Source organism: Natrinema amylolyticum (assembly GCF_020515625.1).
In the GTDB taxonomy this organism is placed as follows: Archaea; Halobacteriota; Halobacteria; order Halobacteriales; family Natrialbaceae; genus Natrinema; species Natrinema amylolyticum.
On record NZ_JAIWPJ010000001.1, the window covers coordinates 489,970 to 504,602 of the forward strand.

Sequence of the window (14,633 nt, forward strand, 5' to 3'; positions counted from 1 at the left end):
GAAATCGATTAAGCCCGCCGGTCGGCAACGCGGCGGATTTAATCGCCTTTGTATCGACTCGGCACGTACTCGTCGACCGGTTCGGGGACGGACCCGAACACGACCGGCGCGATGGTCGCGAGCCGCCGCCGAAGAAGGACGTACGCCGCGCCGACCAGCAACGCGGCACCAACGAGCCACCGGAAGGGACCCTCGAGAAGGAGCCAGAGCGGGACGCCGACGGTAATCGTGAGCAGGAGGTCCTCCGGTGCGCCGTCGTATCGAATCCAGCGCTTCGGCGCTCGCCAGCGGTTTCTGACGTGGTCGTAGACCGCCCGGTCGGAGGTGCCTTCCCACGGCCGGAGCTCGAGGCCGCCGCCGTATCGGTCCATTCGACAGTGGAGGGCGGCGCCGGCGAACAGGAAGGCGGCGGCGACGAGCCACGGCGTCACGACGAACGCTGCCGTGATCGCGACCGAGACGGCAGCGACTACGTACAGCGTCGGATAGTGGAGCGTTCGCCGATGCCCCGCGTAGAGATCGAGATCCGGGAGGACGCCGCCGAGGAACCCTCCGACGAGCGCCGCCGGTGCGAGGTCCGGGGCGAAGACGACGAGCGGCGCTGCGATGGCCAGCCCCAGCAGCGCGTGTGTCGGGAGCATCATCTATCACCTCGAAGGGGAGTCGACGAGATAAGCCCACCGGCGGATTTATGGATCGATGGTGTGTCGAACTCGAAAATGCCGAGGAACGACAGCGATGCACCGCCGGAACCCCGCGCGGACGCGGCAGCGGACGTGTTCGAACGACTGTTTCGGAGCGGTCGGACGAACGCCCTCCTCGCGTGGCTGGTGGTCGGCGTCCTCGCGACGGTGTTCGTCGAGAGCGCGCTCGATTTCGACCGCCAGTGGCTCGTCTTCGTCGCCGGCGTCGGCACGGTCGTCCTGATTCCGCCCGTCGCCTACGGCGAATGGCGCGTCATGTTGCCCTGGGAGTTGCTCGTCCTCGCGACGTTACCCATCCTCGTTCGGGGACTGTTCGGCGGCAGCGTCAGCACGTTCGCGGCCTATCTCGCGGTCGCCGGGCTGGCGCTGCTCATCACGGTCGAACTCCACATGTTCACGTCGCTGCAGGTGACCCACTGGTTCGCCATCGCGTTCGTCGTGTTGACGACGCTGGCGTCGGTCGCAGCGTGGACCATGGTCCGATGGAACCTGGATCGGGCGTTCGGCACGTCGTATCTCTCGACGAACGAGGTGTTAATGGCCGAGTGGCTCTCGGTGACCGTCGCCGGACTGGCCGCCGGCGTACTGTTCGACGCCTACTTCAGACGTCGGGATCGACAGCTCCGCCGCGCCCTCAGACGGGTGGTCCGTCGATGAGTCGCCTCCCGCGGCCCTCGCTGCGAACCCAGCGACGGCTCACGCGATCGATGCAACTCCTCCTCGTCGGACTCGTCGCCTACGGCGTCCTCGCGGGCCAGCCGAAAGCGATCTTCAACGGCGGCGTCGGACTTCTGATCACGTTCCTGCCGGCGTTGCTGGAACGCAACTACGACCTGCCGCTGGATCCGTGGCTCGCCCTCTGGATCACCGCCGCCGTGTTCCTCCACACGCTCGGATCGGCGGGCCTCTACGGCCGGATCGGCTGGTGGGATCACCTCACGCACGCGCTGTCGGCCTCCCTGATCGCCGGGATCGGCTATACGACCGCTCGAGCGATCGACCTGCACGCCGAGGACATCCACATTCCGAGCCGGATCGCGTTCATCTACATCTTCGTGGTCGTGATGGCCTTCGGCGTCATCTGGGAACTGTTCGAGTTCGCGCTCGATATCATCGCCGGCGAGACCGGGCTCACGATGCCGCTGGCCCAGCACGGCCTCGACGACACGGTCCGCGATCTCATGTTCAACACGCTCGGCGCACTCCTCGTGGCGGTGTTCGGACAGGTCCACCTGACCGGCGTCGCAGAGACGGTCCGAGAGCGGTTGCTCTCGACCGAACCCTGACCGCGGGCCATCGCCGCCTCGAGAAGCCGACCACTCACCGACCAGTTACTCGCTGCCTGCTATCCGACAGCCGAGAGCCCGAGGTGTCCCGTCGGAAACTGGCAGAGGCGCGGGGCGGGATCGGCGCGGGCGTGCGGATCGAACGCGGTATAGGCGAACGCCTGCCAGAGGACGCGTTCCGGATAGGGACGCCCCGACAGTTCGAGCTCCAGCGACTCCGCGAGCGCATCGTGGTCGAGTTCGCCGTTCGTCGTTGGAACGGGAAGGGGGTTCGGCACGGCCTCGAGGTCCAGTCCGAAGGACGGGAACAGTCGATAGTCGGCGCCGAGGGCCGGGTGGTGCAGTTCCCGCTGGCCGGGGAACCGAACGACGAGTTCGGGCGTCGCGGTCGTCGGTCCCTCGTCGCCGTCGCCATCGCCGGCGCCGTCGATCCGCTCGAGCGTTCGCTCGGCGAGCGAGATCCGGCGTCGCGTTCCCGCTCGAACGGCGTATTCGGTCCCCTCGGCCACCAGTCGAAGGCGTGACTCGGACAGGTCCCGGACGCGAACGTCCGGGGCGGCGTACGACTCGAGGAGCGCGGTCGTCGACTCGCCGGCGACCGTCGCGTCGACGGTGACCGCCGTCGCGTCGTCCCGTCGGGAAACGAGGTCGAACGCGTTCGATCCGGTCGCCGTGATCGCCAACAGCGCTTGCGGCGTCGCACAGACCCCTTCCCAGGCCGCCGGCGGACCGGTTTCAGCGCCCGCTCCCCGCAGCGCCGGACGCCAGTAAAAGACCCGATGAGCGCCGTCACACGCGTACGGAACGGCGTCCGGGAAAAATGACTCGCCGTAGCCGGTCGGCTCGAGGTCGGGGTGCTCGAGCTTGAGTTCGGCGTAGGGGAGTCGAGCGACGATCGGCGCGGGAAATTCGTCGTGCGGCGACCGCTCCCACCGGACTGCCGTCGTTCGGTCCGCCGACGTCGGTGTCTCGCCCATTTGGGGTCACGTCGACGATTGCGCGCACACGCTCCAAACGCTGTCTCCGGAGATGTTCGGGTGACTTCGATCCGGCCGCCGCTCCGGCGGCCGCCGTGAACCGCCATGCGAATATGTCCGTGACCGAACTTAGCGTCGGTGAGCCACGAGTCACGGGTAGGTGACTGCTCGATGTCCGATCCACCGGCGGAGGTGCGGCCGACCGTCTCGACCGATCTCTTCGATAAGTACGTACTGCCGAAGATCGCGCTCGGCGTGATATTGGCGGGCTCGCTGGCCGGCACGTGGGTGAGCGGACGGCTCGGCGGTCAGTCGGCGGTCGTCACGCTCGCCAAGTGGTTCTACTTGGTCGCGCTGGGGGTGCTCACCGGCGGGCTCGTCTGGAAACACTGCTTCGTTCGGCCTCGAGACCTCGGGACGGGTGCCGGCGACTACTGTGTGGAGATGTACGCGCGCTTCGACGGGATCGCGACCGAGGCCGTCGCCGTCCTCGCGGTGACCGGACCGGTCGTCCTCGCGGCGTACGCTTCGAGACTCGCGGTCGGGCCGCTCGTCGTCGGCCTCGGCGTCCTTCTCACGACGTGGCTCGGAACGCTCGTCGCGACGATTCGAGGGTCGGAACCCGTCGACGCGCAGTTCCGGAGTCCGGTCGGCCTCCTCGGGCTGGCGCTGGCACTCGCCGTCGTCGCGGGAACGGGGATCGCGGAGGTGAGCCTCCGCGGATTCGAGCCGATCGCGGCGGCCGTCCGAACGGTCCACCTCCTCGCGTTCGTCGCGTGGATCGGCGGGGCCGTCTGGAACATCTTCGTCGCCGTCCCGACGGGCCAAGAGCGGCCGACGGCCGCCGTTGCCAGGGCCGCCGGCGAGCAACTCGAGCGGTTCCGCTGGGCGGTTCGGTTCATCATCCCGCTGCTGTTCCTGACGGGACTGTTCCAGGCCGTCACCGTCTTCGGCGTTCGGTTCGGGACCTACGTCGCCGCGCCGATCGGACTGGCCGTCCTCGCCAAGGTCGGCATCATCGGACTGCTCGCCGTCATCTTCAAACTCTGTCCGATGTGGCGCGCCTGCTCGCCGATCGACGGCGTCTGCGATCTCGAGGAGCTCGGAGCCGGTGAGCCGTCGGCCGGGCCGGTGGAGGGGAGCGACGATGACTGAGATCGAGATTCCCGAGACGGCGCCCGACGTCGACCCCGATATGACGGTCGACAACCGGGGGAGGGGCTGTGCGAGCGGTATCGCTCGCGTCCAGCGCGCGCTCGAGGACCTGGAACCGGGCGCGGTACTGCGCGTCCGGAGCACGGATCGGCGGGCGAAACGCGAGTACGCACAGTTGGCGGCACAGACCGATCACCACCTGCTCGCGATCGAAACGAGTCGGAGCGGGCTGCTCCGGAAAGAGTACACGACGTACCTCGAGATCGGCGGGGCGTAGCGGACATCGGATCCGCCACCGGACGAATCCACAGGACGGCGACGACCGTCCGAACGTGTTCGCGATCGCGTATTTTCGAGCAAGGTGAAAAGGGCGACGCAGAGACCGATGAGCGATCAACTCGCCGCCAGCACCGTCAGACCGCCGTCGTTTCGCGAGACGAACCTCGAGGAAATCGCCGACTCCCACGAGACGCGGTGGGGGGAGCGCGAACTGCCGGACGCGCCCAGACACGATGTCGCGGACCTGCGAGACCTCCTGCTCGTCGCGGAACGACGACCCGGGTCGATTTCGCTGGTCGACACGATCCATCACGAACGCGTCGGCCGCATCGAGGGCGTGGGCCGAGCGCCCCACTCGATCGTGTTTCACCGCGAGCTCTCCGAAAACACTCGCGAGGGCGCCTACGCGTACGTCCAGTCGCGGCAGGGATGGGTGAGCAAACTCGATCTCTTCGGCGGCGAACTGGTTGCACGGGTCCGCGCCGGCACCTCGGGGCGGGCGATCGCTATCTCGGCGGACTCAGCGTATCTCATCGCGGGCTATTACAACCCCAATCACGCCGTCGTCCTCGACGCGGACACGCTCGAGCCGTTACATCGGATTCCGGCCCACGCGGTCGATCCCGACGGGCAGTCGATCGCCTCGCGGATCTGTACCGTCCGGGACGTGCCGGAGGAACGCTGCTTCCTGGTCGTACTAAAGGACGCGGGGACGGTCTGGTTCGTCGACTACGACGACCCCGCGTTTCCGATCGTCGCCGAGATCGACACCGGTCGGGTCCTCCACGACGGCGTATTCTCGCCGGACGGCCGCCATTTCTATCTCGCCTCGCAGGCCGAGGAGTGCCTCTACGTTCTCGACGTCCGAGAGCGGGCGGTCGTCGATCGGATTCCGACCGCCGGACCGCCCCATCCCAGCCCCGGCGCGATCGACGAGCGACGCGGCCTCGGAATCACGGGAACGGTGATGACCGACGCCGTGACGGCGTGGGACCTCGAGACCCGGGAGCCGATCGCCGACGTTCGGATCCCGGGTCACGGCATGTTCTGTACGGCTCACCCCGACAGCGAGTACGTCTGGGGCGACGTCGTCTTCGACGATACCGACAGGGACAACGACGGCCTCGTCTATCAGATCGATCTCGAGACCCTCGTCGTCTCGACGGTCATCGACACGAGCGAGTGGGCCGAGGGGCGGTCGCTCCATCCGGGATTCACGCGAGACGGCAATCACGTCTACGTGAGCTGTTGGGACGCGGGGAAGCTACTCGTCTTCGATAGCGCGACGGGGGCGTTCACCGCCGAAATCGACGGCGTCGAAACGCCCACCGGGACTTTTCTCGGCGACCGGGCGACCGAGCCCTGATCGGCGCGGCGACACCTGCGGACCCCCTCACTCGAGGCGAGATAACGCCAGTTCCTTCGCGGTGTCCTCCTCGAGCGGGTCCGTCTCCCGGACGTCGATCCGGCTGACCCACTTGACGTGCTCCCAGCAGTCGCTGTCCGCGCCCGCGGGGACGAGCCGCGCCGGACCGCCGTGTTCGACCGGGAGCGCCTCGCCGTCGAGTTCCACCGCGAGGACGGCGTCCGCGAGCCGGGAAAGCGGGAACGAGCACGCGTAGTCGTCGTCCATCCCGGAAACGAGCGCGTACGCGCCCGCGTCGGTCGGCTCGGCCAGCGCCAACACGTCCGCGACGCGAACGCCCCGCCAGGTCAGGTCCTCGGCGACCCACCCCTCGGCGCACGCGAAGTCGGCAGTGTCCGTCTCGAGCGGGAGCGCGGCGAGGTCGTCGGCCGACAGGTGGACGGCCCGCTTGACCGCTCCCGCGACGGTCAGCTCCCAGGCGTCCTCGTCGACCCCTGATCTGACGTCGAACTCTCTGAGACCGCTCATGCGAACGGAAACGGCCGCTCGAGGCATAAGTGACGGACCGAATATCTCCGGGCGAGGTGCAGTGGACGCCGTTACTCTGACGGGGACCAGCCGACGAACTCCGTCTCGGTCGCGACGTCGAACGCGTCCAGCAGCCGGGCCGTGGCGACGTAGTGACCGGCGAGCATGGCGACGCCGACGACAGTTTCGACGTCGTAGTGCTCGCGGAGTCGGTCGTGGTCCCCATCCCGCGGGTCGCCGAGCGCGACGCCGCGGGCGTAGGCGACGAGGGCCGCGTCGCGGTCGCTGAGGACCTCGCAGTCGCCGTCGGTGATCGCGGTGATTTCCGCGTCGGTGACGCCCGCCTCGCGGCCCAGTCGGACGTGCTGGTGCCACTCGTAGGCGTGCTCGAGTGCTCGGGCCGCCGCGAGGATGACGATCTCGCGTTCGCGCTCGGGGAGCACGTCCCAGAGCCGCGTCGAGTAGCGCATGTACCACTGCAGCAGTTCGGGGGCGTTGGCCATCGCCCGAAAGATGTGGGCGTCGCCCACGTCGTTGTCCGTGAACAGATAGCGGTACTCCTCGGGCAGGTCCTCGGCCTCGAGTAGCGGCACGCGTGCCATGGCGGCTCAGTCCTCGCCCGGGTTCCGACGCGCGATCATGCCCAGTCCGACCCAGGAGATGACGACGTCGCCGTCCTGATTGACTCCCTCGAGCAGGCTGTCGACGTAGCCGCGCTCGGGGTCGCTCTCGGAGACGCGCTTGTCGAGCACTTCGCTGCGAATCGAGAGCGTATCGCCGGGTCTGACCGGCTCTTTCCACCGGAGTTCGTCGACGCCGCGGGCTCCCATGCTGGCCCGGTCCTGCAGCGGGCCGTCGGCGAGCATCCGCATGCACATCGCGGCGGTGTGCCAGCCCGACGCGACCAGTTCGCCGAACGCGGAGTCCTCGGCGGCCGCCTCGTCGGTGTGGAACGGCTGCGGATCGTACTGCTCCGCGAACTCGATGATTTCCTCCTTCGTGACGTGATACTCGCCGAACTCTCGGGTCTCCCCGACGTCGATATCCTCGTAGTAGCGCATGCCCGTGTGATGTGGTACGTACCGGCAAGAACCTGTGGGCCGAGGCAGCGTCGACTGCGAGAGCGGACCGCGGGCGGCGAGTTCGAGCGCGCCCTCGAGGGCGCGGATGATTCGCCAGCCGCTCGCGCGTCGCGTGACGGATCACCCCGCCGTTCGTTCGACGTCGGCTCCGGACTCGAGGCGCCGTTCGTTCCGCATCCGGACGTGGAGCAGGACGGCACAGGCCGCGGCGATCAGTCCGGACGCCGCCGCGATACCGAACGCGACCCGGTAGCCGAACTCCGTGTAGACGCGGGTCCCGTTGACGGTCTCGCCGGTCCAGTAGGCGTCGAGTGCGGCACCGAGGACGACCGGGAAGACCGCCGCACCGATCCATCCCATGGTGTTGATGAGGCCGATCACGGTCCCGCTCGCGCCCTCGGGGTGGCGCTCCTTGATGACGGTAAAGGCGAGCGGAATCCCGCCGCGGAGAATTCGGGAGAGGAGGAAGATCGCACCGACGAGCAACAGCGGAACGACGCCGAAGACGGCAAAGACGCCCCAGGTCAGCCCGAAGACGACCGTCGAGAAGACGATGAGCCCGGTTCGATTTCCCGACCGGTCCGAGAGCCAGCCGAACACCGTCGGGCCGATCATGCCGCCGACGTTACCGACGAGGAGGTAGACCGACGCCTCCGTCACGGAGATACCGTGGGTCTGGACGAGATAGGGGATCCCCCACAGCCCGAAGATCGTGATCCCGATCCCGGTCATGAAAAAGAGCATGATCCCCAACAGCCAGGTTTCGGGCTCCCGGATCGCGTCTCGGACGTACCGCTCGAGCGTCTCGGCGTCGGTCACGTCCGGACGGTCCGGGACGTCTTCGATCGGCCGGAGACCAGCGGCGGCCGGGGAATCGTGCGACAGCAGGACGATGCCGACCGCGACCGCGAGTCCGACCCCGCCGAGCCCGACCAGCGAGCCCCGCCACCCGATCCTCGAGACGGCGATCGCCAGCGGCGTCGTCGCGGCCAGCCCGCCCAGAATGCCGACGCTGAACGTCGCGCCGGTCATCGTGCCGAACTCGTCCGGACGGAACCAGTTCGCACAGAAGCGAAGCGCCGCGACGAACAGAACGCTCGCTCCGAGGCCGACCAGGAGTCGGCCGGCGAACGCCAGTGCGTACGTCGGTGCGACGCCGAACGCGAGCGCCCCGAGGCTCATCAGGCCGGTCCCCGCCGCGGCGATCGCACGCGACCCGTAGCGGTCCGTCAACAGGCCGGCCGGCACCTGAAACGCCGCGTAGAGGTAGAAAAACGAGGAGTGCAACAGGCCGAGGCTCGTCCCGGTCGTGTCGAACGAGCGCATCAGCTCCTCCGAGAGGACCGCCGTCGACGATCGGTGGAGGCTCACGAGAAAGAACGCCGCGACGAGCAGCCCCCAGCCGATCCATCGCCGTCGATACGGGTTCGAGCGGAGACTCACCTGCGGAGATTCGGTATCACTTTTATTAAAACTACGTCCGAACCGGCGATACAGCGGCAAATCACCCCGATCAGACTCCGAACGAGTCTCTCCGAGCGCCCTCGGTTGTGTGGGCTCCCTGCGTCCGATCGCAGGGCCGGTTCGGTCGGGGCCGCGGGGCCACCGGTCGACTGCCGCTCCGTATCAGGCGCTCGGGCTTTCCCAACACCTATTGACCGTCGAATGGGCTTTCCGGTATGACCCTCGAGGGACAAGCCGTCCTCGTCACCGGCGGCGCGGGATTCATCGGATCGAACCTGGCGAACCATCTGGCCGAGGAAAACGACGTGACCGTCGTCGACGACGGTTATCTGGGGACGCCGGAGAACCTCTCCGACGATGTCGAGTTCGTCGAGGCGAGCGTGCTGGACGACGATCTCCCGACCGATGTCGACGTAGTGTTCCACTTGGCCGCGCTGTCCTCGTACGCGATGCACGAGGACGATCCGACGACCGGTGCCAGGGTGAACGTCGAAGGGTTCGTCAACGTGGTCGAACAGGCCCGTCAGGACGGCTGCGAGACGGTCGTCTACGCCTCGACGTCGTCGATCTACGGCAGCCGAACGGAGCCGTCGCCGGAGGAGATGGACGTGAGCGTAAACACGGGATACGAGGCCTCGAAACTGGCCAGAGAGCGCTACGGCGAGTACTTCTCGAACCACTACGACATGTCGACGGCCGGCATGCGCTTTTTCTCGGTCTATCAGGGGTACGGCGGCGCTGAAGCGCACAAGGGCGAGTACGCCAACGTGATCGCGCAGTTCGCCGACGACATCGCCAACGGCGAGTCGCCCGTCCTCTACGGCGACGGCACTCAGACGCGAGACTTCACGCACGTCTCCGATATCGTTCGCGGACTCGAGCAGGCCGCAGCGAACGAACTCGACGGGATCTACAATCTCGGAACGGGGGAGGCGTACGACTTCAACACGGTCGTCGAGATGATCAACGACGAACTCGGGACCGACGTCGAACCGGAGTACGTCGAAAACCCGATTCCCGATTCGGTCTACGTCCACGACACCTGTGCCGACGCCTCGAAGATTCGCGAGGCGGTCAGCTGGGAACCCCAGATCGATTTCGAGGAGGGGATTCGGCGGGTCTGTTCGCAGTACACGGACGAGTGACGAATCGCAGCGCTGTGCGCTCTCGGCGTCCGATCGAGAACGCATCGGCTCCGCTGTCGTCGCATCCGGTACGAGCGACTTCCGTGCGAGATTGTATTTGGTGAAATAATTGGAGATCGAGGACTACCCGCCGTTCGGAATTGAATGCCGCAGCCGTTCGCATAGTCCATCTGAAACCAACGGCTCATAGAAATAATTTATATCTGTAGTAAATATCCGCAGGAGAGTTGCGGTATCGATAGCAATCGGACCGGCGGGCGAACAGACCGACAAGGGTCGCTCGTCGGCCGAACGTCACCGCCAGTAACTATCACGGAAAACGATGTATGAGCCGGGCAGCACTCCTGCTAGGGGTTTTTACCATGGCACGCACATCCACACGATATGCGACTTCACAACAGGGATGTCCGACAAGACGTTCGCGAACTCGGTGCGTTGCTCGGGAACGTCCTCGAGGAGCAGACGTCCCGCAGGTCGTTCGAGACCGTCGAGTCCTGTCGACAGGCCGCCATCGAGTACCGTTCCGGGGACCTCGATTCCCGCGAGTCCTTGATCACGGAACTGGAGGGGCTCTCGCCCCATCAACAGCGGATCGTCGCCCGCGCCTTTACGACCTATTTCGAGCTGATCAATCTCGCCGAGGAGCGCGAACGGGTCCGCACCATCCGCACCGACTCCCACGAGGGAACCCTCGACGACAGCCTCGAGACCGCGGCCGAAGAGCTCGGTGAAGCCGACGTCGAGACTGTCGAGCAGATCCTGGACGATGTTCTAATCGAGCCGACCTTTACGGCGCATCCGACCGAAGCGCGCCGGAAGACGGTCAAGTCCAAACTCCGGGAGATCTCGACGTATCTCGAGACCTTAGACGAGCGGTTGCTGACCGACAAGGAGGAGAGCCAGCTCTGGCGGGACATCGACGCGGAGGTCACGAGCCTCTGGCAGACGCCCCAGGTCCGCAACCGACAGCCGGAGCCCGAAGACGAGGCGCGTAACGTCCAGTGGTACCTCGAGAACACGCTGTTCGACGTCGTCGGCGAGGTCTACGACGAACTCGACGACGCGATCGACGCGGAAGTGCCGGGCGACCTCGAGATACCGAAACTCTTCGAGTTCCGCTCGTGGGCAGGGAGTGATCGCGACGGCAACCCCTACGTGACGCCCGACGTCACCGCGAACACGCTCGAACGGCAGCGATCGGTCGTCCTCGAGCAGTATCGCGAACAGCTCAAGCGCCTCTCGGGCGTCCTGAGCCAGGACGGCAGCCGGATCGACGCCGGCTCCGAGTTTCAGGCCTCCCTCGAGCGGGACCGCGAGCGCCTGCCCGGCAGCGCTCGCACCGCCGAGGATCGCTATCCCGGCGAGCCCTACCGGCAGAAGCTCAAGCTCATGCGCGAACGGATCCGCCGCGTCGGTGACGTTCGACCGGGCGGCTACGACGACGTCGACGCCCTCCTCGACGACCTCGAGATTATCGCACAGAGCCTGCGTAACAACGGGGCCGAGAGCGTCGTCGACGCACACGTCGACCCGATCCGCCGGCAGGTCGCCACCTTCGGCTTCTCGCTGGCGAGTCTGGACCTGCGCGAGCACCAGGCGAAACACACCGACGCCATCGCCGAGGCCCTTGAGGCCGAGGGGATCGATTACCACGGCCTCTCCGAGGACGAACGCGTCGAGTTCCTGACCGACGCCGTGTTACAGGAGGAACCGGTACTCGATCTCGGCGATACCGAGGCGATCTCCGACGACTCGGCGCGGGTCCTCCGGCTGTTCGACAGCCTCGCCGACTGGCAGACCGAGTACGGTAGCCACGCCATCGACACCTATGCCATCTCGATGACGGACGAGCCCAGCCACGTGCTCGAAGTCCTCTTCCTGGCCGACCAGGCCGGCGTCGTCTCCCTGCCCGAGCACGCGGGGATCGACATCGTCCCGCTGCTCGAGACCGAGTACGCCCTCTCGGGGGCCCGCCGGATCATGGGGACGCTCTTCGAGAACGAAGCCTATTCGCAGGCGCTCGAGGCCCGCGGCCGGACCCAGGAGATCATGCTGGGATACTCGGACTCGAACAAGGAGAACGGGTTCCTCGCCGCGAACTGGTCGCTGTACAAGAACCAGCGACGACTGGGAGAGATTTGTGACGACTACGACGTGACCATGCGGCTGTTCCACGGCCGCGGCGGCTCGATTTCGCGCGGCGGCGGCCCGATGAACGAGGCGCTGCTCGCCCTGCCGAACTCGACGGTCACGGGCCAGGTCAAGTTCACCGAACAGGGCGAAGCGATCGCCGAGAAGTACGCCAATCCCCGCATCGCCGAGCGCAACATCGAACAGATGCTCAACGCCCAACTCCGGGCGCGCAAGCAGGCGATCGACCAGCCCGAGGAGGAGGTCCGCGAGGAGTGGGTCGAGGCCATGGAAACGATGGCCGATACCGCCCGCCAGGAGTACCGCGATCTCCTCGAGAGCGACGGGTTCGTCCGGTACTTCGAGCAGGCGACGCCGATCACCGTCATCGAGGACCTCGATCTGGGGTCGCGGCCGGCCTCCCGGTCGGGCGAGCGAACCGTCGAGGATCTGCGGGCGATCCCGTGGGTGTTCTCCTGGACCCAGTCGCGGTGTATCCTCCCCGGCTGGTACGCCATCGCGACGGGGATGCAGTCCTATCTCGAGGACGGCGGCTCGATGGAGACGCTTCAGGAGATGTACGAGGAGTGGCCGTTCTTCCGGACGACGCTCGACAACGCCGCCCTCTCGCTCTCCCGAACCGAACTCGAGATCGCCGAGCGGTACGCGGACATGGCCGACGAGGACCTCCGCGATCGGTTCTTCCCCCGCGTCGCCGACGAGTACGAGCGAGCGGCCGACCTGATCACGGAGATCGGCCAGCGCGACCGACTGCACACTCGCGACTGGCTCGGTGAGAACTTAGAGCGACGGAACCCCTACGTCGATCCGCTGAACATGCTGCAGGTCTACCTGCTCAACCGCACCCATCGGACGGATATCGAGGAACGGACCCTGCGGCTGACGGTCAAGGGTATCGCGGCCGGCATGAAGAACACGGGTTGACATCCTCCCGCGCCTGAAGACGCGGGAATCCCACGGCATCGCACCGCTGGTTTGGGATATTAGGGTCTGCAGTCTACCACCTCTGCCCGAGGTTGGAATCCTCGGGAGAGGTCATGAAGGTAGACTTCAGGCTGTGCCAACCAGCCGGTACTCCTATCCCCACCTAATTCGGGTGAAGACTCGGAGTTACTTTGATTCAAGTCAAGACGGATGTTCTCCGCCCTATTCACGTCAGCGTTGAACGCTGCGTTACACTCCTCACACACGTACAGGCCACGTTCAACACGCTGATTATCGTCTTCTCTACCACAGACACAACACGTCTTACTCGTGTCGCGCTCTGACACTTCTACGACTTTGATGCCCTTGACCTTCGCCTTGTATTCGAGGATATTCGTGAAGCGGTCGAACGCCCAGCCATGCAAGTTAAGGTTCCCGTGGCGACCCCAGTTCTTTGACTCGCCGTCCTTGGCTTCACGGACACCAGCGAGTTCTCCGACGCTGATTTGGCCCACTCCACGCTCTATACACTTTGCTATGATGTGTTTGGCGAGACTGTGGAAAAAGTGAGTACGGCGCTCCGACCACTTATTGTATAGTCGTGCGGCTTCTTCGCCGTCCGAGTCGTCGCATTTGGCGATTTCTTTCGGGAAGTAGTACCCGTCCTGTTTCAGGCGGTTACCGGGGTACAGGTCGGCTTGCTCGGTACTGTATGCAACCGCCGCGAAGTTGCAGATACCGAGGTCAACACCAGCCGTCTCAGTGCCGGGAGCGTTAGGCGTTTCAATCTCGTTTTTGCAGACGAGATGGAGTTCCCACCGCTCCTTTGCTTTGTCGTAGACTGCTCTGACCTGTTGCAGATTCTCGACAGAGACTCCGGGTTGAGTTTCGTACTCGACAAGGATATACTCCCACGCTTTCGGATGTTCCTTGTGATTTGCACCCTTCGAGAGCCGAACACGGTTGTTCGTCGCATCGTGGCGAATGCCGTTCTGTTTCCACGTCACCGTACTGCGGGGGTGTTCTTCGTGGACGCGACGGCCTTGTGAGTCGTAGTAGTTTTTCTTGCGGTAGCCGGGCGGATTCGCTCGATTATCGGACTTCCTCTTTTCTTTCCACGAGTTGAAGGATTCAGCGAGTTCCTCCAGAACACGCTGACTGGACTGTGAGTGCAGTCCTTTGTATTTGGTGTGACCTTTCAACTCGTCTTTGAGCTCACCGTGGTCGGGAATCTCGCCCGTATCCTTCCACACGTTGCGGGAGTGGTAGTTAGCGACGTTCCAGAGCTTGCTGGCACTCCACCCGTGCCAGTCAAGCGGTTCCTCTACCTGTGCGTGGTTGAGGATGTTCGCTCGGTGGGTGCGGTGAATTTCCAGCATTCTGAACGCCTGTATAATTACTTACACTCAGTTTCATTCTAAAGGTTCGGATTGAAAACAGTGGAATATCCAGTCTATCTATCGACGGTGGACTGTGGAGGAGTTGTCGGATTCATCCCGCGCCTAAAGGCGCGGGTATTCTCCCTGCTCTTTATAACCGACGCCGCCGTGACGAGGCGTTCGTCGCGACTCG

General features: G+C 65.4%; 14 protein-coding genes. 7 read left to right on the forward strand and 7 right to left on the reverse strand.

Going from position 1 to position 14,633, the window contains the following annotated elements:
• Nucleotides 1–38: 38 nt before the first annotated feature.
• A complete protein-coding gene (locus tag LDH66_RS02525; RefSeq protein WP_226479503.1) occupies nucleotides 39–644 on the reverse strand; it encodes a metal-dependent hydrolase in 606 nt (201 codons plus the stop codon).
• Nucleotides 645–719: 75 nt separating this feature from the next.
• On the opposite strand from LDH66_RS02525, the gene LDH66_RS02530 reads away from it, so the two are divergent.
• Both LDH66_RS02530 and LDH66_RS02535 read left to right on the forward strand, forming a co-directional pair.
• Nucleotides 720–1,361, forward strand: coding sequence for a hypothetical protein (locus LDH66_RS02530; RefSeq protein ID WP_226479504.1), 642 nt, complete (start codon nucleotides 720–722; stop codon nucleotides 1,359–1,361).
• Nucleotides 1,362–1,381: 20 nt separating this feature from the next.
• Nucleotides 1,382–1,990, forward strand: coding sequence for a DUF2238 domain-containing protein (locus LDH66_RS02535; protein ID WP_425492903.1), 609 nt, complete (start codon nucleotides 1,382–1,384; stop codon nucleotides 1,988–1,990).
• Nucleotides 1,991–2,049: 59 nt separating this feature from the next.
• On the opposite strand, the gene LDH66_RS02540 is transcribed toward LDH66_RS02535, so the two are convergent.
• The gene (locus LDH66_RS02540; protein ID WP_226479506.1) at nucleotides 2,050–2,967 is read right to left on the reverse strand and encodes a hypothetical protein; all 918 of its coding nucleotides are present in this window, start codon (nucleotides 2,965–2,967) and stop codon (nucleotides 2,050–2,052) included.
• 171 nt (nucleotides 2,968–3,138) lie between these two features.
• Between LDH66_RS02540 and LDH66_RS02545 the strand changes: the two genes are divergently transcribed.
• The 3 genes from LDH66_RS02545 (at nucleotide 3,139) to LDH66_RS02555 (ending at nucleotide 5,767) form a co-directional block, all read left to right on the forward strand.
• The gene (locus tag LDH66_RS02545) at nucleotides 3,139–4,122 is read left to right on the forward strand and encodes a hypothetical protein (RefSeq protein ID WP_226479507.1); all 984 of its coding nucleotides are present in this window, start codon (nucleotides 3,139–3,141) and stop codon (nucleotides 4,120–4,122) included.
• Nucleotides 4,115–4,399: a sulfurtransferase TusA family protein gene (locus tag LDH66_RS02550; RefSeq protein WP_226479508.1), complete on the forward strand. Its 285-nt coding sequence runs from the start codon at nucleotides 4,115–4,117 to the stop codon at nucleotides 4,397–4,399. The genes LDH66_RS02545 and LDH66_RS02550 overlap by 8 nt, the downstream gene beginning before the upstream one ends.
• Nucleotides 4,400–4,507: 108 nt before the next feature.
• Nucleotides 4,508–5,767: a cytochrome D1 domain-containing protein gene (locus LDH66_RS02555; protein ID WP_226479509.1), complete on the forward strand. Its 1,260-nt coding sequence runs from the start codon at nucleotides 4,508–4,510 to the stop codon at nucleotides 5,765–5,767.
• A gap of 27 nt (nucleotides 5,768–5,794) precedes the next feature.
• Here the strand turns inward: LDH66_RS02555 and LDH66_RS02560 are convergent, their stop codons facing one another.
• The 4 genes from LDH66_RS02560 to LDH66_RS02575 all read right to left on the reverse strand — a co-directional run bounded on the left by LDH66_RS02560 (nucleotide 5,795) and on the right by LDH66_RS02575 (nucleotide 8,820).
• Nucleotides 5,795–6,295, reverse strand: a complete 501-nt coding sequence (locus LDH66_RS02560) for a molybdopterin-dependent oxidoreductase (protein WP_226479510.1) — start codon at nucleotides 6,293–6,295, stop codon at nucleotides 5,795–5,797.
• A gap of 71 nt (nucleotides 6,296–6,366) precedes the next feature.
• Nucleotides 6,367–6,897 (reverse strand): carboxymuconolactone decarboxylase family protein, encoded by a 531-nt coding sequence (locus LDH66_RS02565; protein WP_226479511.1) that lies wholly within the window; start codon nucleotides 6,895–6,897, stop codon nucleotides 6,367–6,369.
• Between the two features lie 6 nt (nucleotides 6,898–6,903).
• Nucleotides 6,904–7,356: a MaoC family dehydratase gene (locus LDH66_RS02570; protein WP_226479512.1), complete on the reverse strand. Its 453-nt coding sequence runs from the start codon at nucleotides 7,354–7,356 to the stop codon at nucleotides 6,904–6,906.
• Nucleotides 7,357–7,497: 141 nt separating this feature from the next.
• Nucleotides 7,498–8,820, reverse strand: coding sequence for an MFS transporter (locus LDH66_RS02575; RefSeq protein WP_226479513.1), 1,323 nt, complete (start codon nucleotides 8,818–8,820; stop codon nucleotides 7,498–7,500).
• Between the two features lie 236 nt (nucleotides 8,821–9,056).
• On the opposite strand from LDH66_RS02575, the gene LDH66_RS02580 reads away from it, so the two are divergent.
• Both LDH66_RS02580 and ppc read left to right on the forward strand, forming a co-directional pair.
• Nucleotides 9,057–9,986, forward strand: a complete 930-nt coding sequence (locus tag LDH66_RS02580) for an NAD-dependent epimerase/dehydratase family protein (RefSeq protein ID WP_226479514.1) — start codon at nucleotides 9,057–9,059, stop codon at nucleotides 9,984–9,986.
• Between the two features lie 384 nt (nucleotides 9,987–10,370).
• Nucleotides 10,371–13,061, forward strand: a complete 2,691-nt coding sequence (gene ppc, locus LDH66_RS02585; RefSeq protein WP_226479515.1) for a phosphoenolpyruvate carboxylase — start codon at nucleotides 10,371–10,373, stop codon at nucleotides 13,059–13,061.
• 59 nt (nucleotides 13,062–13,120) lie between these two features.
• On the opposite strand, the gene LDH66_RS02590 is transcribed toward ppc, so the two are convergent.
• Entirely contained in the window at nucleotides 13,121–14,440 is a 1,320-nt protein-coding gene (locus LDH66_RS02590; protein ID WP_226479516.1) for an RNA-guided endonuclease InsQ/TnpB family protein, read from the reverse strand.
• Nucleotides 14,441–14,633: the final 193 nt, after the last annotated feature.